Below are 15,781 nucleotides of genomic sequence, written 5' to 3'. Positions count from 1 at the left end.
TGTTTGGTATTCTGTTTTAAAACAAGCGCTTATGCAATACTTTTAAAGTGCAAGCATTTCATCGAGGATGGCGGCGATCTGGACCTGGATGTCCGCAATGGACTGGGTCGAGTCGATCACGCGGAAACGGGAGGCGAACTGGGTGGCGCGGCGCAGGTACTCGTTGCGGGTGGAGGCGAAGAAATCGGCCTTCTCCTGCTCGAACTTGTCCAGCGAGCGGGTGGCGTCCAGCCGCGCGCGCGCCACTTCCAGCGGCACATCGAACAGCAGCGTCAGGTCCGGTTGCAGATGCGGATGCACCCACTGCTCCAGCGCTTCCAGCTTGGCCAGGTCCATGCCGCGGCCGCCGCCCTGGTAGGCGAAGCTGGCGTCGGTGAAACGGTCGGAAATGGCCCAGGCGCCGCGATGCAGCGCCGGCTCGATCACTTGCGCGATGTGTTCGCGGCGGCTGGCGAACATCAGCAGCGCCTCGGTTTCCAGGTGCATTTTCTCGTGCAGCACCAGCTCGCGCAGCTTCTCGCCCAGCGGCGTGCCGCCCGGCTCGCGTGAGCTGACCAGGTCGACGCCACGCGCCTTCAAATAGTCGCCGACGAAGGCGATGTGGGTCGATTTTCCGGCGCCGTCTATGCCTTCGAACGTGATGAATTTACCGCGGTGTTGAGTCATGAATTCTCTAAAACTTATCTTTGAAACTTGTTCACTGCCCGATTGTGGTCGGTCAAATTATCGGAAAACTGGCTGGTGCCGTTGCCCTTGGAGACGAAGTACAGCGCCGGCGTCTTGGCCGGGGACAGCGCCGCCGCCAGCGATTGCACGCCCGGCAAGGCGATCGGAGTCGGCGGCAAGCCGGCGCGGGTATAGGTATTGTAAGGGGTGTCGGTCTCCAGATCCGATTTGTGGATCTTGCCGTCGTACTTGTTGCCCATGCCGTAGATCACGGTCGGGTCGGTTTGCAGCAGCATGCCCAGCTTCAGGCGGTTGACGAACACGCCGGCGATCATGCCGCGCTCGGACTTTTGCCCGGTTTCCTTTTCGACGATGGAGGCCATGACCAGCGCCTCGTACGGCGTCTTGTACGGCAGCGCCGGATCGCGCTTGTCCCAGGCGTCGTTCAGGCGGGTCAGCAGCATGGCGTGCGCCTGCTTGTAGATTTGCAAATCGCTGGCGCCCTTGGCGAACAGATAGGTATCCGGGAAGAACAAGCCTTCCGGCAGCTTGTATTCGGAGCCGATGGCGCGCATCACTTCCTTGTCCGACATGGCGACGGTATCGTGCTTCATGCCCTTGTGGGCGGCGATGGCGGCCCGCATCTGGCGGAAGGTCCAGCCCTCGATGATGGTCAGCTGTTCCTGCGCGAACTCGCCGCGCACCAGCTGCTCGATCAGGCGCAGCGGCGTGGTGCCGGGCTTGAGTTCGTAGGCGCCGGCTTTCAGCTTGCCGCTCTTGTTGGTCACGCGCGCGAGCAGGTTGAACAGCAAGGGCTCGATGGGCACGCCCGCTTCGGCGATCTGCTGGCCGGCGGCGTGGGCGCCGCTGCCGGGCGCGATGGTGAATTCAATGGCTTCGATCTCGTCGCCGATGATCGGGTGCTGCGACCAATAGATAAAGTAGCCGCCGCCGGCGATCGCCAGCATGATGCATAAGGTGATGATTTTTTTGATAAAAGCCATTGTTAAAGCCATAGGGTTGGAACAAGTCGCACAGCTTGCCACTTCTTGGCACAGTCCGCCAGTGCGCGTTTTGCGCGGTATCCGACGCGATCCGTCCGACATCACTATAATGAGCCCGTAATGATAATGCTTTAATCGTCAAATTAATGGAAATTATGTCTTCTTGGAATGAACTTTTAGCTCAGCAAGCCCAGGCGCTGACCACCACCCAGCTTGCCGTGGGCTTTGTCGCGACTATCAGCGACCAGGGCCTGATCGCGCTGGACGGCGAGGAATCGGCCAGTTTCCTGCACAATCAGCTGACCAACGACGTCGAGCACCTGGGCCTGGGCGAAGTCCGCCTGGCCGGATACTGCTCGCCCAAGGGACGGCTGCTGGCCTCGTTCCTGATGTGGCGCAGCGAAACCACCATCTTCCTGCAACTGCCGCGCGAGATCCAGGCGCCGGTGCAGAAGCGGCTGGCGATGTTCGTGCTGCGCGCCAAGACCAAACTGAGCGATGCGAGCGAGTCGCCGGCAAATCAAGTTGTACTGGGTTTGGGCGGCGGCATGGCCGAAACCGCGCTGCAGAACTGGTTCGACCCGCTGCCAGCCAAACCGTTCACCAAGGTCGAGCATCCGCTGGGCACGCTGATCCGCGTGGCCGATGCGTTTGGCGCGCCGCGCTACCAGTGGCTGATGTCGGCCGAAGTCGCGCAGACGGTGGCGCCCGAGCTGGCCACCAAGCTTTCGGTGGGCCGCACCGATGCCTGGCATTTGTCGGAAATCCACGCCGGCATTCCGCAGATTACCAAGGCCACGCAGGAACAGTTCGTCCCGCAGATGATCAATTTTGAACTGCTGGGCGCCGTCAATTTCAAGAAGGGCTGCTATCCGGGCCAGGAAATCGTCGCCCGCAGCCAGTATCTGGGCAAGCTCAAGCGGCGCACCACGCTGGTCAGCATCGCCGACGCGGCCGCTGCGGCCGGCGTTGAAGTGTTCGCCACCGCCGATCCCGAGCAGCCTTGCGGCATGGTCGTCAACGCCGCCCCCAACGGCAAAGGCGGCATCGACGCGCTGGTCGAAATGAAGCTGGCCGCCATCGAAGCGGCCTCGGTCCGTCTCGGCTCGGCCGGCGGCGCACCGCTGACCTTCCTCGACATGCCATACGTGCTGGACCCACTCGACCTCTAGCATGGATCTCTACATTTACTATCAGGTCAAGGATGCCGACGCGGCTTCCTTGCTGGCGGCGGTCGTCCCGATGCAGGCGGCGCTGGGCGCGCGGCATGGCATCGCCTGCCAGCTCAAGCGCCGTCCGGAAGCCAGGGACGGCAAGCAGACGTGGATGGAAGTGTATGCCGCCACGCCGGCCGGCTTCCCGTCCGCGCTGGATGAAGCCGTCGAACTGGCCGGCCTGTCCGCCTGGACCGCCGGCCCGCGCCACACCGAATTGTTTATGGATTTAGTCACATGTGCCTGATCGTTTTTGCCTGGCGAGTCATACCGGCGGTTCCGCTGGTGGCAGCCGCCAACCGTGATGAGTTCTACCAGCGCGCCACCGCGCCGGCGGCCCCGTGGCCGGAACATCCGCAGATTTTCGCCGGCCGCGACTTGCAGGCCGGCGGCAGCTGGATGGGCATCACCCAGCCGGCCGCCGGCAGCAAGGCTTCGCGCTTTGCCGCCATCACCAACATCCGCGCACCGTCCGAACACCGCGACAACGCGCCTTCGCGCGGTCATCTGGTGGCCGACTACCTGGCCGGCAACATGACACCGCAGGAATACGTCGACGCCATCCGCGCCGATGCCGGCGCCTACAACGGCTTCAACCTGGTGCTGAGCGACGGCGACACGCTGATCTGGTTCTCCAACCGCGGCGACGACGACCCGCGCAACGGCAAGCCGCTGGAACCGGGCGTGTACGGCCTGTCGAACGCGCTGCTGGACGCGCCATGGCCCAAGGTGCTGAAGACCAAAGCCCAGTTCGCCAGCCTGCTGTGCCTGGGCGCGCCGGACGACGCCTACTTCGAAATGCTGGCCGACACCACGCCCGCGCCCGATCAGCGCCTGCCGGAAACCGGCGTGCCGCTGGACCTGGAACGCATGCTGTCGGCGGTGCGGATCGAAAGCCCGAGCTACGGCACCCGCACCTCCACCGTGGTCAAGCTCTACGCCGACGCACCTGCGACCTTGCAAGAGATGCTGATACACTAGCAAGCACACCTGTTTGCGCACGGCCAGCCCGGCCCGCCGCAGGCTTATCACTTGCCGAACGCCCATGCGTGTACCGCCGCTGTTGTCTGCGCTGTTATCTATTTCTTTCCTGGTCCTGCTGGCCGGACAAGCCGCCGCTGCCTGCGCGCCGCTGCGTTTCGGCTACACCGATCAGGCCGTACCGCCCTACTATCTGGGCGTCGGCCCGAACGAGGGCAAGCCAGCCGCCGGCGCGCTGGCCGACCTGACCCGCGAAGCAGCCGCCAGCGCCGGCTGCGCCACCGTGATGGTGCGCATGCCGCCGCCGCGCCTGCGCCTCAGCATGGAAAGCGGCAAGATCGACGCCACCTCGCTGTTCTCTCCCGATGTGATCGGCTCCTCGCCGAATATCGTCTACCCGCTCGACAAGCACGGCAAACCCGACCCCGCCCGCGGCCTGGCCTTGCATAGCGTGGTGTTCGTGCGCACCAGCGACGGCCTGGCCAAGAATGGCGATCCGGCGGTGGTCATGCGGGGCCGCATCATCGGCCTGTCGCACGGCGCGCCGCACATCAAGGCGCTGCGCGAACGCGGCGTCGAGGTCGACCAGGGCGCCGCCAATCCAGACACCAATTTTGAAAAATTGCGCCGCCACCGCATCGACGGCTTTGCCGTGTCGCTGGCGTCGCAGGACGACATGGACGCCACCGTGGCGGCACGCTACGGCAAGGAATTCACGCGGCTCGACAAGCCCTTGTTCTCGACCACCGCCTGGCTGGCCCTCAACAAAACCTACTACGAGCAAAACCGCCAACAAGCCGAAGCCATCTGGCAATGGTATGGCACGCATGGTCCCGCCCGCCTGAGCGCCCTGCTCAAAAAGTACGGCAACTAGCCGACGCGCACTCTGTTGCGTTTATGGCCGGCCCCGCCGTAAATTGTTTGCACCCTGCTATCTTGTTGCGTAAAGTGTTTTGTTAGAAACAAAACGCTAGCAACACGCAATCCTGTCTTCATCCATTCAGGAGGGTTAGCCATGAGCCTGTCGAACTCCCGCCGCAGCACATGGCACACTTTGGGAGCGTGCGGCATGGCGCTCGGCAGCCAGGCCGGCTGGGCACAGGACAACGCGCCAACCATCCCGTCCGTGCAGATCACCGGCACCCGGCTGGCCTTGCCCGGCGCGGAATCACCATCGCCACTGCAGGTCCTCAGCGCGGCCGACATCGCCGCCTCCGGCGCCACCAACCTGCAAGAACTGCTGCAAAAGAATCCGACCCTGGGCACACCCGCCTTCAGCCGCGCCAATTCCAACTTCCTGCCGACCGGCGGCGGCGTTGCCACCGTCAACCTGCGCAACCTGGGCGACGCCCGCACGCTGGTGCTGGTCAACGGTCGCCGCTTCGTAGCCGGAGTATCGGGCAGCAGCGCGGTCGACCTCAACGCCATCCCCACCGACTTCATCGAGCGCATCGAGCTGATGACCGGCGGCGCCTCGGCCACCTACGGCTCGGATGCCGTGGCCGGCGTCATCAACATCATCCTCAAGCGCAGCCTGAACGGCCTGAGCTTCGACGCCGGCGGCGGCCGCAGTAGCCACGGCGACGACTTCAAGAAAAAGCTGGCGCTCAGCTACGGCCTGAACAGCGCCGACGGCAACAGCAGCCTGATGGCCCACCTGGCCTACAGCCGCCAAGGCGCGGTGTACTCGCGCGACCGCGACATCTCGGCCATCGACCAGATTTCCAAAATGATCGGCAGCGGCTTGGCGGCGGACGCGTTTGTAGCGGTGCGCAACTACTCGGCTGCCGCGCCCCAGGGCCGCTTCTTCTACAACAAGGACGCCGCAGGCAAGGCCGGCAACTACACCTACGACCGCAACGGCAACGTGATCCCGTGGTCGACCAATGGCGACGCCAGCCTGGGCCTGGCCGCGACCGGCTTCAACCGCTCGGCCTACCGCACCATCGCCGTGCCGACCGAGCGCTATCTGCTGGCGCTGGATGGGGAACATGTATTCACGCCGGCCGTTACCGGCTTCGTCGAAGCCAACTACAGCAGCACCAAGGTGCGCACCATCATCGAACCGCTGGCCTTGTCTTCGGCCGATTTCTACAAGAGCAGCAACGGCCAGGTGCCGGCCGAGGCCATGGTCAACGGCATAGCGGTGCGCAATCCGCTAGTACCGCAATACCTGTACGACCGCATCGCCGACACCACCGGCGACGGCCTGCGCGACTACAGCTTCAGCCGCCGCCTGGCTGAAGTCGGCAATCGCCAGGCCGGCATCGACCGCGATACTTCGCGCCTGGCCACCGGCCTGAAAGGCGTTGTGAGCGGCTGGCGCTACGACAGCTATCTGGTCTACGGCAAGACCCGCGAAAACCAGCGCGCCGACGGCCAGGTCGAGCTACAGAAATTCCGCAACGCGCTGCAAGCGATTCCCGACGCCAGCGGCGCGTTGGTCTGCGCGGACGCGGCGGCGCGCGCGCAAGGTTGCGCGCCGCTCAACCTGTTCGGCTACAACACCATATCGCCAGCCGCGTTGGCTTATGTGATGGTGCCCAGCACACTGGCCGTGGAGATCACGCAAAAGCTGGCCGGCGCCTCGGTCAGCGGCGAATCATTCGCGCTACCGGCGGGCAAAGTCGGACTGGCGGCAGGCTTCGAATGGCGCAAGGAAAGCTCGTCCAGCGTGCCCGACGCGCTGACCCAAGGGGGCCTCAACTCCGGCGCAGCGATCCCCGCCACGGCCGGCAGTTTCTCGGTACGCGAGATCTTTGCCGAGGCCCGCCTGCCGCTACTCAAGGACCGCGCCTACGCGAAGGACTTGAGCTTCCTGGGGGCGTTCCGCTCCGGCCATTACTCCACCGTCGGCACCGCCAACAGCTGGAATGCCGGCCTCGAATGGCGGCCGGCCGACATGGTGAAGCTGCGCGCCACGCGCGCGCTGTCGACTCGCGCGCCGAATATCAACGAGCTGTTCCTGCCGCCCAGCCAGGTCTTCCCGACCGGCATCGTCGATCCGTGCAGCGGCGTCACGGCCGGCTCGCAAGGCGCGCGCGACAGCGCCTGCCGCGCCGACGCCGGTGTGGCGGCCAACATCGCCGCCAATGGCAAGTTCACGCTCAGCCAACCGGACATCCAGGCGCTGAGCGGCTTCAACCGGGGCAACCCAGACCTGAAGGCCGAGCAAGGTCGGTCCAGCACCATCGGCATGGTGCTCACGCCGGGCAAGTTCACCTTCACCGTCGATTACTTCGACATCAAAATCGCCGACGCCATCGTCACCACGCCGCGCCAATATGCGCTGGAACAGTGCTACAACGCTGGCAACAGCAGCTTCTGCAAATTCATCACGCGCCGCACCAGCAATTCCGGTGCGTTCAGCGCCGGTGCGCTGACCTATGTCGATAGCGCCGTTTCTAACAGCGGCGGTACCGGCACGTCCGGCGTCGACCTCACCGGTGCCTGGGCCGGCCAAATGGGTCCGGGGCGGCTGGCGGCGCGGCTGGCCTACACCTACCTGAAGGAGTTCTACTCCATCCCGCTGCGGGGCGCGCCGGCCGACCAGTCCGCAGGAGAAGTCGGCTTCCCCCGCAACAAGGCCATGTTCAACCTGGGCTACCAGTGGCAGCGCTGGACGGTCGGCTCGACCACCAGCTACATCGGCGCCTCGGCGCTGGACGACCAGTTGCTATCGCAGTTCAAGCTCCCGGCCGGCAGCATCAAGGTCGGCAGCAAGATCGTCAACGACTTCCAGTTCAGCTATGCGCTGCGGAAGACCATCTCGCTCTACCTCGGCATCGACAATGCGTTCAACACCAAGCCCGCGCCAGTGATCAGCGGCCTGACCGGCGACACCATCGGCACCGAGACCAACGCCAGCGTCTACGACCCGATCGGCCGCCGCTACTACCTCGGCGTGCGTGGCAGTCTTTAGTACCTACTCACGCCGTCGGCATCGCCCTAATTTTATTCTTTCTTTTTCATCAGACCGGCCAATGAGGCAAACGGATTATGCGTTGCGGGCGCGACCTCGGCCGATTTCAGACTGAGTCCACGGTCGGCCTCAAGATAACGCGAGTGTTCATTGTCGTGGCAGTAAAGGCACAGCAATTCCCAGTTGCTGCCATCAGGCGGATTGTTGTCGTGATTGTGGTCACGATGATGCACCGTAAGTTGCGACACATTGGTATGCGTGAATTCGCGCATGCAGCGCCCACATACCCACGGGTACATTTTCAGCGAGCGCTCGCGATAGCCTAGCTCACGCTGGTCGGCCGCGCGCCGTGCGTCAGCCACAATTTTGTCCAGTCGCGCGGCGTCCGGTTTTTTTCCAACGGTCATGCTTATTTCCTTCCCTTGCTGTTACATGTTGGCCGGCAGCGGCCACAGTCGGCCGGCTCGGCCGCTGGCGCCTGCGAATTCAACCGGTAGCCGATGCTTCCCTATCCATAACTTTGTGTAAACGAGTTATGCATCTGCCCACTCGAACAGAGCCAGCATGAGTTCAGGCTGGACAATCATTGCGATGCCAATTGTGCCTATTAACAGGCTTACCAGTAAAGCTGGAAAACCAGTTATATAACCTGATGGTTCTTTTCCTTCCAAGCCATATGGGATCCGACGTGCCGCAATTTGCACTCCCGCACCTATGAGCATCATAACGCCCAGCGCCCTAATTCCAGCCTTTGAACTTACAAACAAAAACAGGGCAACCATCACCGCGAAGGCCGCAAAGCTCACGGTACGCCAACGCGAATACTTTTCAGGAAAAGGCGACTTGACCGTCATCTTGGATACCCATTGTTATGGCACGCTCATGTCCGCTCGTGGTCCAAGCTACTACAGCTAATCCACTATTTTCAGCATTTGTCGTAGCCCTCAAAATGCTCATCCAGGAAGTGACTCACCCAGTACAAGCGTCTTCCCGACCAGACTTCCGCCCGGCTGATCACCGATACGCACATACCGAGGCGCGTGGGTTCGTCCGTGCCCGCACTCACCATGGCGCGCACAGTCTCCCCGCCAGGCAAGATCACGCTGACCGTGGACTCGTTGCTCATGCCTGCGATCGGCGGGCCACCCTCCGCCAGCAATCGGCCCACCAGTACGCTCTCGGTTTCGCACCGCAGATACACCGCGCTGGCCATGGCCAACGGCGGCAGCATCAACAACATACTCCACAGCCGGCCACCCGGCACCGCTGGAAATGCGGCATTCCGATATAAGCCTACCCACCAGAACACCAGACCGCCAGAGATCCCGGCGGCCACGCACCATGCCGCGTGCATCGGTCCATACATTTCCGCGCGCAGGGGATTCCCGCTGACGTCCACGCCAAACAGAAAACCGGAGCAACATAAGCCGGCCAGCACGGCGCTCCACCAGTTCAAATAGCCCAGGCGCCGACACAGCCAAAAGATCGGTCCCGCAATCAGCGCTACTTCGATCAAACACAGCGGCAAGACAAAGATCGCCCCCCCACCGAAAGTGAGGCTCACCAGGACGCAAGCGAGAAAATAGGCCGTGAAGGCGCGCGCCATTGTTACTGCTGCTTCATGTAGGCGATCAGCTGGTCGAGGGCCTTGCCCCAGCCCTCCTGGAAGCCCATCTGCTTGTGCGTCTCCAAGGTGGCCTCGTCCTTGTGACGGGCGCAGGCGATGTAGCGGGTGCCTCCGTTGGGCAGCGGCTCCATCGTCACCACGCCGGTGATGAAGGAGTTGCCGGTCGGACGATAGCCGGGGCCCAGCGCATCGGTCCAGGTCAGGCGGCGGTTTTCCACGACTTCCAGATAGCAGCCATGATTGTCGTGGCGCTCGCCGTTCGGGCCCGCCATCACGGAGCTGAACAGGCCACCGGGACGCAGATCGCAATGTGCCTCCAGGGTCTTCCACGGCGCTGGCGTGAACCAGTTCACCAGATGCTCCGGCTTGGTCCAGGCGGCCCACACCAGCTCCGGTGCGATGTCGATGTCGCGCTCAAATACCAGATCCAGCTTGGGATCGAAATTCTCTACGATGTGCGTCATGGCTGAGCTCCTTAAAAGGTGAACCGCATGTTGATGTGGGCGATGCCGGCCTCAAAGAATTCGTCGCCGTCGATGGCGAAACCGTGGCGCTCGTAAAACGGCGCGGCGTGCGATTGCGCGCTCAGCACCACCTGCTTGTCGCCACGGGCGCGCGCCTGCTCCATCAGAACCTGCAGCAAGGCGCCGCCAACGCCGCTGCCGCGCGCGACCTGGCGCACCGCCATGCGACCGACATGGCCGTCCGGCAGCAGGCGGCCGGTGCCGACCGGCGTGCCGCTGGCATCGTAGGCCACCGCGTGCAGGCAGACCGCGTCCATGTGGTCCATTTCCAGTTCGGCGGGGACCTTCTGTTCTTCGACGAAGACTTCAAAGCGTATCAGCCTGGCGTCGGCATTGAGGGTGGTCCAGTCTCCGGTACGGATGTCGTGCTTGGCGGTGTTGGTCATCGGCGTGCAGGCTAGTTGGGGGAAGCAGGATTGTCGCATGCAAGGTGCCGCTCAAGGAAGTCCACGCACACGCGCACCTTAGCCGAACTGGCCAGCCGTTGCGGATACACCGCCCAGACGTTGGCGTCCTGCGTGTAGTCGGGCAGCACCTGCACCAGGTCGCCACGGTCCAGGTGCGGCTGCGCATCCCAGCGCGAGCGCAGCACGATGCCCGCGCCCGCCACCGCCCATTGCAGCGCGATCTCGCCGTGGTTGGACGACAGCGGCCCCGTCACCTTCACCGCAATCTCGTCCTGCGCGCCGCTGCGCAAGCGCCATACGCCGAACGGCATGTCGCGTTCCTTGATCGCCAGGCAGTCATGGTCGGCCAATTCCTGAAGCGTGCGCGGCGTCCCGCGCCGTTCCAGATACGACGGCGCGGCACACAGGATGCGGTGGTTGTCCATCAGCCGGCGCGCGATCAGGTGCGGCGCGATGTCGTCGCCGACGCGGATGTCCAGGTCGAAGCCTTCGCTGACGATATCGACCAGGCGGTCAAACACTTCCAGCCTGACCTCCAGCGCTGGATGGGCCTTGAGCAACCCGGCAATCGCCGGCGCGACCACGTTGCGGCCGAAGCCGAAACTGCTGCTGACCCGCAGCAGTCCGCGCGGCACGCCCTTGCGCTCGGCGACATCGTCGAACAGGCTGTCGAGGCTTTCCAGTATCGTCAGCGCGCGGGCGTAGACCTGCTCGCCATCCTCACTGAGCACGACGCGGCGCGTGGTCCGGTGAAACAGCCGCACGTCCAGCATCTCCTCCAGCACCCCGATACGCTTGCTGACATAGGCCGGCGACATGCCCAACGCCTCCGCAGCGCCGACAAAGCTGGATTTGCGCGCCACCGCCACCAGCACGCGCAGGTCGTCGTTTTCTATCTTATTATTCACGATACGTGTTCTACGAAGTCACATTTCAACACATTTTAAACGAAGCAGATCGCGCTATCCTTCCCTTCAAGGAGAACGCTCATGAAAACACACAAAATCGCAGTCATCGCCGGCGACGGCATCGGCAAAGAAGTCATGCCCGAGGGCATACGGGTAGTGGAAGCCGCGGCGCGCCGCTTCAACATCAACATCGAATGGACCACCTTCGAGTGGGCCAGCTGCGACTACTACGCCGCCCACGGCAAGATGATGCCGGACGACTGGTTCGAGCAGCTGCAAGGCTACGAAGCCATCTTCTTCGGCGCGGTCGGCTGGCCGGCGCTGGTGCCAGACCATATTTCGCTGTGGGGTTCGTTGCTGAAGTTCCGCCGTCAGTTCGACCAGTATGTCAACCTGCGGCCGGTGCGCCTGATGCCCGGCGTGCCCTGCCCGCTGGCCAACAAGCAGCCGGGCGATATCGACTTCTACATCGTGCGCGAAAACACCGAGGGCGAATATTCGTCCGTCGGCGGCCGCATGTTTGAAGGGACTGAGCGCGAGTTCGTGCTGCAGGAAGCGATCTTCACGCGCACCGGCGTGGACCGCGTGCTGCAATACGCCTTCGACCTGGCGCAGAGCCGGCCGCGCAAGCACCTGACCTCGGCCACCAAGTCGAACGGTATCTCGATCAGCATGCCGTACTGGGACGAGCGCGTGGCCGCGATGGCAAAGGACTACCCTGACGTGCGCTGGGACCAGTACCACATCGACATCCTGGCCGCGCGTTTCGTGCTGTCGCCGGAGCGGTTTGATGTGGTGGTGGCGTCCAATCTGTTCGGCGACATCCTGTCCGACCTCGGCCCGGCCTGCACCGGCACCATCGGCATCGCGCCGTCGGCCAACCTGAATCCAAGCCGGCAGTGGCCGTCGCTGTTCGAGCCGGTGCACGGCTCGGCGCCGGATATCTACGGCAAGAACATCGCCAATCCGGTCGCCATGATCTGGTCCGGTGCGATGATGCTGGACTTCCTCGGCAACGGCGACGCCAACTACCGCGCGGCGCACGACGCCATCGTCGGCGCGATCGAAGCGTGGCTAGTGGACGGCCAGCGCACGCCGGACATGGGCGGCACCGCCAGCACCAGCGAGGCTGGTCAGGCCATCGCCGCGCAACTGGGGCCGGCCGCGACTTAGTCGGGGGCGCTCGCCGGCGCTGCGGCCGCTACCGGACGCCCGGTCAGCATGCCGGCGTATTGTGTGGCCGGCTCGCCCACGACCAGGCCGGCGGCGGTGATGTCGAAGAAGCGGATTTCCTTGCTGTGATCGCTGGCACGCACCTTGATCACCGAGATCACCCGCTTCAGCTGCCCCTCCAGCTCGACGTAGCGCTGCATGATGATGGCGTCCGCCAGGAAGGCATTGCCGTAGGAACTAAAGCGCAGCATCTCGTAGCGGTCTTCCAGTTCCGCCGTCATCAGCACCGTCACGCCCATCGCCGTCAGCACCGCCACCATGCGGTACAGCGACTCGCGGAAATCGTCGCGGAACGACGGCGCCAGCGCCAGCTCGAAGCCGGACAGCGAATCAATCACCACCCGCTTGGCCTGCATGCGTTCGATCATCGCGACCAGGTCGTGCAGGATCTCGTCAATCGACAGGTCCAGCGTGCGGGTGTTGATGACGCCCACGTGACCATTCTCGATCAGCTCGTTCAAATGATGGCTGAGCAGCTGGTTCGGGCTTTTCTCAAACGCGGCGATCACGCCGGCCTCGCCCTTGCTCACGCCCTCGGCCAGGAATTGCGTGGCCAGCACCGACTTGCCCGAACCGGACGGCCCAACCAGCAGCAGCGAATATCCGGCCGGCACCCCGCCGCCCATCATCCGGTCCAGCTCCGGCACGCCCATCGACAAGCGCTGATGACCGGCGATCGAGACCTCGGTGACGGCGGCCCGCAACACCGCGCGCGGGAAGATTTCCACGCCGCTGTCGCTGATGCGGAAAGTGTGAACACCCAGGCTCTGCGCCTGGCCGCGCATCTTGACCACCTGGATCTTGCGCACCAGCGCGTCGCGGTGCACCAGCTGCGACATCCAGATGATGCCGTCGGCCACCGTGAACACCGGGCTCGACTCGGCCTCCGGCGCCAGGTATTCGCCGATCAGGAAAGTGGTCGCCAGCCAGCTGGTCATCTGCATGCCCAGTTGCTGCACGAAGTGCTGCAGGCCGGCGGCGCCGCGATCCATGCCCTGGGCCGACTGCACCACCGAGCGGAAGGAATCGACAAACACCAGGCTGGGCGAAAAATCGCGCACCTCGTCGGCGATGCGCGCCAGCACCCGGTCGAAGTCGCCGTCCAGCAGATCGGCCGCCAGGTTGACGAACTTGATCGACTGGTTGACCTTGCTGATATCGAAGAACGGGAACTGCTGCTGGTAGCGCAGCATCTTCAGCGGCGGCTCGCCCAGCACGGTGAAGAACAGCGCGCGCCGGTCCGGTCCCGCCAGCGAAAACATCATCTGGTGCGCCATCGTGGTCTTGCCGCTGCCCGGCGTGCCTGCCAGAAGATTGAAGGAATATTCCGGGATCCCTCCTCCCAGCAGTTCATCCAGGCCCGGCACGCCAGTCGGCAGACGCTGGATTTTGACTTTATCGATCATTGTTGAATTCCCTTAGCGACGGTGTTCACGGTATCGTGGTCCCAGGCCGATCGCATGATTGCAGTGGTCAAGGGCTCGCCGATCAATTGGATCAGCGTGTCGATGAAAGTATTGAGCAAGGCGATGCTTGCCTCGGCGGCTAACGCCGGCGCCTGGTGTTCCAGGCTGGTCCTCAGCTTCTCGAAACGTGGGTCGGCGTCCTCCGCCAACCACGGATGGCGAATACGCACCATGTGGATGCTGCGCGCGTACAGCGTATGGAAGCCATTGCGTCCGATGATGGCGATCAATTCAATAGAAAGCCGTTCCCACAGCACGACGCTGTCCGCCGCGCCGGCGTCGGCACGGCGCGCCACATTGCGCGCTATTATCTGGTGCAGTTCGTCGTTAGTCGCCATAGGTGAGGATATTCATTCAGTAAAGCGAAAAGAATCGTTTGTACCGGCAAAGCGGCAACGGCGTCAATGTACGTGCAAGTCGATCAAAGCCAGCAGCATCGCGATCGCCACCGGCTTGACCAGGTAGTGGTCGAAGCCGCTCTGCACCGCGCGCGCGCGGTCCTGCGGCTGATTGTAGCCTGAGGTGGCGATGAAATACGGCGCGCGCGGCGCCGGGCCGGCGCGGATGGCTTCCACCACTGCGAACCCATCGAGGCCTGGCAATCCGATGTCGCAAATCACCACGTCGAACTGCTGCGCCAGCGCCTGCTCGACCGCCAGGGCGCCATCGTAACATTGAACCACCGAGTGCCCGCCCAATTCCAGCAACAGGCTGAGCGTTTCGTTGGCGTCGTGATTGTCCTCGACCAGCAGGATACGCCTGCAATGCGGACTAGGCAAGGCCGGCAACGGCAGCGCGGGCGTGATGGCGGCCACCACACTCATCGGCAGCAGCACGCTGAATGTGCTGCCCAGTCCAAGTCCGTCGCTGTGCGCCTGCACCGTCCCGCCGTGCATTTCAACCAGCGAGCGCACCAGCGTCAGGCCTATCCCCAACCCGCCCTGGGCGCGGTCCAGCGATTGCAGGCCTTGCGTGAACAGGTCGAAGATAAACGGCTGCAATTCCGACGGTATGCCCATGCCATGGTCGCGCACGGACACCTGCACCATGCGGCCGACCACCTTTGCCGTGACCACGATGACCTCGTGCTCCGGCGAAAACTTGGACGCGTTGTTGAGCAAGTTGGAAAACACCTGCGCCAGGCGCATCTGGTCGCCATACACATGCGTGGTCCCCGGCGGCAGCACCATTTTCAATTGCTGCTGGCGCGTCTCGATCTGCGGCTGGCTGGCTTCCACCGCCGCGGCCAGGATATCGGCCAGCAGCAGCGGCGCCTTGTCCAGGCCGATCTTGCCGCTGCTGATGCGCGAGGCATCGAGCAAGTCCTCGATCAGGCGCGACATGTGGCCGATCTGGCGCTCGATGATCGCATGCAGGCGTATCAGTTCGGGATTGCTGTCGGCCAGCTTGCCCAGCAAGGCGTTGGCGTGGGCGATGGGCTGCAGCGGATTGCGCAACTCATGCGCCAGCATCGACAGGAAGCTGGTCTGGCGCTGCGTGGCATCCTCGGCGGTAGCCTGCTTGTCCTGCGCGCTGAAGGTGGCCAGCACCAGATGCTCGTTGGCCTCGCGCAGCTGCACCACATGGCTCTCCAGCGTTTGCGCACTGTCATGTTGCTGACGCAAGAACTCCAGCTGGATCAGCAACTGGTTGACCAGCGCACGCAAGTCGTTCACTTCCTTGTCGTGCGAGGCTTGCAGCGCCATCGTTGCTGACATGGTGGACGGATCGGGTACTGCGTTGTCGTTCATGATGAGGAGACCGCCTGGTAAATTTGATCGAAACAACGCTGCGTTTCAGCTTTTGACGGCGGTGTCCCACACCTTAAC

At 63.5% G+C, this 15,781-nt stretch carries 17 protein-coding genes; 6 read left to right on the top strand and 11 right to left on the bottom strand.

Annotated features, from left to right (window positions below; genetic code table 11):
- Positions 1-42: 42 nt before the first annotated feature.
- A complete protein-coding gene (tmk, locus tag V6M89_RS05485; protein WP_332852245.1) occupies positions 43-666 on the bottom strand; it encodes a dTMP kinase in 624 nt (207 codons plus the stop codon).
- 14 nt (positions 667-680) lie between these two features.
- Positions 681-1,670, bottom strand: coding sequence for an endolytic transglycosylase MltG (gene mltG, locus V6M89_RS05480; protein ID WP_332852244.1), 990 nt, complete (start codon positions 1,668-1,670; stop codon positions 681-683).
- 155 nt (positions 1,671-1,825) lie between these two features.
- Between mltG and ygfZ the strand changes: the two genes are divergently transcribed.
- From ygfZ to V6M89_RS05455, 5 genes are all read left to right on the top strand, one after another.
- Positions 1,826-2,842 carry a CAF17-like 4Fe-4S cluster assembly/insertion protein YgfZ gene (ygfZ, locus tag V6M89_RS05475; RefSeq protein WP_332852243.1) on the top strand — a complete coding sequence of 339 codons (1,017 nt, stop codon included), beginning with the start codon at positions 1,826-1,828 and terminating at the stop codon, positions 2,840-2,842.
- Position 2,843: 1 nt separating this feature from the next.
- A complete protein-coding gene (locus tag V6M89_RS05470) occupies positions 2,844-3,131 on the top strand; it encodes a DUF4936 family protein (RefSeq protein WP_332852242.1) in 288 nt (95 codons plus the stop codon).
- The gene (locus V6M89_RS05465; RefSeq protein WP_116993864.1) at positions 3,122-3,865 is read left to right on the top strand and encodes an NRDE family protein; all 744 of its coding nucleotides are present in this window, start codon (positions 3,122-3,124) and stop codon (positions 3,863-3,865) included. Before V6M89_RS05470 ends, V6M89_RS05465 begins: the two co-directional genes overlap by 10 nt.
- Before the next feature lie 64 nt (positions 3,866-3,929).
- Positions 3,930-4,739 carry a hypothetical protein gene (locus V6M89_RS05460; RefSeq protein WP_332852241.1) on the top strand — a complete coding sequence of 270 codons (810 nt, stop codon included), beginning with the start codon at positions 3,930-3,932 and terminating at the stop codon, positions 4,737-4,739.
- A 141-nt stretch (positions 4,740-4,880) separates the two neighbouring features.
- Entirely contained in the window at positions 4,881-7,787 is a 2,907-nt protein-coding gene (locus V6M89_RS05455) for a TonB-dependent receptor domain-containing protein (protein WP_332852240.1), read from the top strand.
- Between the two features lie 32 nt (positions 7,788-7,819).
- Here V6M89_RS05455 and V6M89_RS05450 read toward each other — a convergent pair whose 3' ends face one another.
- The 6 genes from V6M89_RS05450 to V6M89_RS05425 form a co-directional block, all read right to left on the bottom strand.
- Positions 7,820-8,194, bottom strand: a complete 375-nt coding sequence (locus tag V6M89_RS05450) for a YajD family HNH nuclease (protein WP_332852239.1) — start codon at positions 8,192-8,194, stop codon at positions 7,820-7,822.
- A 126-nt stretch (positions 8,195-8,320) separates the two neighbouring features.
- The gene (locus tag V6M89_RS05445) at positions 8,321-8,641 is read right to left on the bottom strand and encodes a hypothetical protein (RefSeq protein ID WP_332852238.1); all 321 of its coding nucleotides are present in this window, start codon (positions 8,639-8,641) and stop codon (positions 8,321-8,323) included.
- A 71-nt stretch (positions 8,642-8,712) separates the two neighbouring features.
- The gene (locus V6M89_RS05440; RefSeq protein WP_332852237.1) at positions 8,713-9,393 is read right to left on the bottom strand and encodes a hypothetical protein; all 681 of its coding nucleotides are present in this window, start codon (positions 9,391-9,393) and stop codon (positions 8,713-8,715) included.
- Between the two features lie 2 nt (positions 9,394-9,395).
- On the bottom strand, positions 9,396-9,878 hold the full coding sequence (locus V6M89_RS05435) for an SRPBCC family protein (RefSeq protein WP_332852236.1): 483 nt from the start codon (positions 9,876-9,878) through the stop codon (positions 9,396-9,398).
- Between the two features lie 11 nt (positions 9,879-9,889).
- Positions 9,890-10,324, bottom strand: coding sequence for a GNAT family N-acetyltransferase (locus tag V6M89_RS05430; protein ID WP_332852405.1), 435 nt, complete (start codon positions 10,322-10,324; stop codon positions 9,890-9,892).
- Between the two features lie 11 nt (positions 10,325-10,335).
- Positions 10,336-11,253, bottom strand: a complete 918-nt coding sequence (locus V6M89_RS05425; RefSeq protein ID WP_332852235.1) for a LysR substrate-binding domain-containing protein — start codon at positions 11,251-11,253, stop codon at positions 10,336-10,338.
- 81 nt (positions 11,254-11,334) lie between these two features.
- Here V6M89_RS05425 and V6M89_RS05420 point away from each other — a divergent pair, with 81 nt between their 5' ends.
- The gene (locus V6M89_RS05420; protein ID WP_332852234.1) at positions 11,335-12,426 is read left to right on the top strand and encodes a tartrate dehydrogenase; all 1,092 of its coding nucleotides are present in this window, start codon (positions 11,335-11,337) and stop codon (positions 12,424-12,426) included.
- On the opposite strand, the gene V6M89_RS05415 is transcribed toward V6M89_RS05420, so the two are convergent.
- From V6M89_RS05415 to V6M89_RS05405, 3 genes are all read right to left on the bottom strand, one after another.
- Entirely contained in the window at positions 12,423-13,892 is a 1,470-nt protein-coding gene (locus V6M89_RS05415; protein WP_332852233.1) for an ATPase domain-containing protein, read from the bottom strand. The two genes, V6M89_RS05420 and V6M89_RS05415, sit on opposite strands and share 4 nt — an antisense overlap.
- On the bottom strand, positions 13,889-14,290 hold the full coding sequence (locus V6M89_RS05410; RefSeq protein ID WP_332852232.1) for a hypothetical protein: 402 nt from the start codon (positions 14,288-14,290) through the stop codon (positions 13,889-13,891). The genes V6M89_RS05415 and V6M89_RS05410 overlap by 4 nt, the downstream gene beginning before the upstream one ends.
- 63 nt (positions 14,291-14,353) lie before the next feature.
- Entirely contained in the window at positions 14,354-15,703 is a 1,350-nt protein-coding gene (locus V6M89_RS05405) for a hybrid sensor histidine kinase/response regulator (RefSeq protein WP_332852231.1), read from the bottom strand.
- Positions 15,704-15,781: the final 78 nt, after the last annotated feature.

The sequence above is a fragment of the Duganella sp. S19_KUP01_CR8 genome (assembly GCF_036688705.1).
Lineage (GTDB): Bacteria > Pseudomonadota > Gammaproteobacteria > Burkholderiales > Burkholderiaceae_D > Rugamonas.
The sequence above is the reverse complement of the archived record's forward strand: the minus strand, read 5'-3'. Positions and strand labels throughout refer to the sequence as shown.

Bases quoted from the DNA above. Each gene is read 5' to 3' on its own strand.
- V6M89_RS05455 (WP_332852240.1), top strand. From the start codon at position 4,881: ATGAGCCTGTCGAACTCCCGCCGCAGCACATGGCACACTTTGGGAGCG.
- V6M89_RS05440 (WP_332852237.1), bottom strand. From the start codon at position 9,393: ATGGCGCGCGCCTTCACGGCCTATTTTCTCGCTTGCGTCCTGGTGAGC.
- V6M89_RS05420 (WP_332852234.1), top strand. From the start codon at position 11,335: ATGAAAACACACAAAATCGCAGTCATCGCCGGCGACGGCATCGGCAAA.
- mltG (WP_332852244.1), bottom strand. From the start codon at position 1,670: ATGGCTTTTATCAAAAAAATCATCACCTTATGCATCATGCTGGCGATC.
- V6M89_RS05460 (WP_332852241.1), top strand. From the start codon at position 3,930: ATGCGTGTACCGCCGCTGTTGTCTGCGCTGTTATCTATTTCTTTCCTG.
- tmk (WP_332852245.1), bottom strand. From the start codon at position 666: ATGACTCAACACCGCGGTAAATTCATCACGTTCGAAGGCATAGACGGC.
- V6M89_RS05410 (WP_332852232.1), bottom strand. From the start codon at position 14,290: ATGGCGACTAACGACGAACTGCACCAGATAATAGCGCGCAATGTGGCG.
- ygfZ (WP_332852243.1), top strand. From the start codon at position 1,826: ATGTCTTCTTGGAATGAACTTTTAGCTCAGCAAGCCCAGGCGCTGACC.
- V6M89_RS05445 (WP_332852238.1), bottom strand. From the start codon at position 8,641: ATGACGGTCAAGTCGCCTTTTCCTGAAAAGTATTCGCGTTGGCGTACC.
- V6M89_RS05450 (WP_332852239.1), bottom strand. From the start codon at position 8,194: ATGACCGTTGGAAAAAAACCGGACGCCGCGCGACTGGACAAAATTGTG.
- V6M89_RS05435 (WP_332852236.1), bottom strand. From the start codon at position 9,878: ATGACGCACATCGTAGAGAATTTCGATCCCAAGCTGGATCTGGTATTT.
- V6M89_RS05470 (WP_332852242.1), top strand. From the start codon at position 2,844: ATGGATCTCTACATTTACTATCAGGTCAAGGATGCCGACGCGGCTTCC.
- V6M89_RS05415 (WP_332852233.1), bottom strand. From the start codon at position 13,892: ATGATCGATAAAGTCAAAATCCAGCGTCTGCCGACTGGCGTGCCGGGC.
- V6M89_RS05405 (WP_332852231.1), bottom strand. From the start codon at position 15,703: ATGAACGACAACGCAGTACCCGATCCGTCCACCATGTCAGCAACGATG.
- V6M89_RS05465 (WP_116993864.1), top strand. From the start codon at position 3,122: ATGTGCCTGATCGTTTTTGCCTGGCGAGTCATACCGGCGGTTCCGCTG.
- V6M89_RS05430 (WP_332852405.1), bottom strand. From the start codon at position 10,324: ATGACCAACACCGCCAAGCACGACATCCGTACCGGAGACTGGACCACC.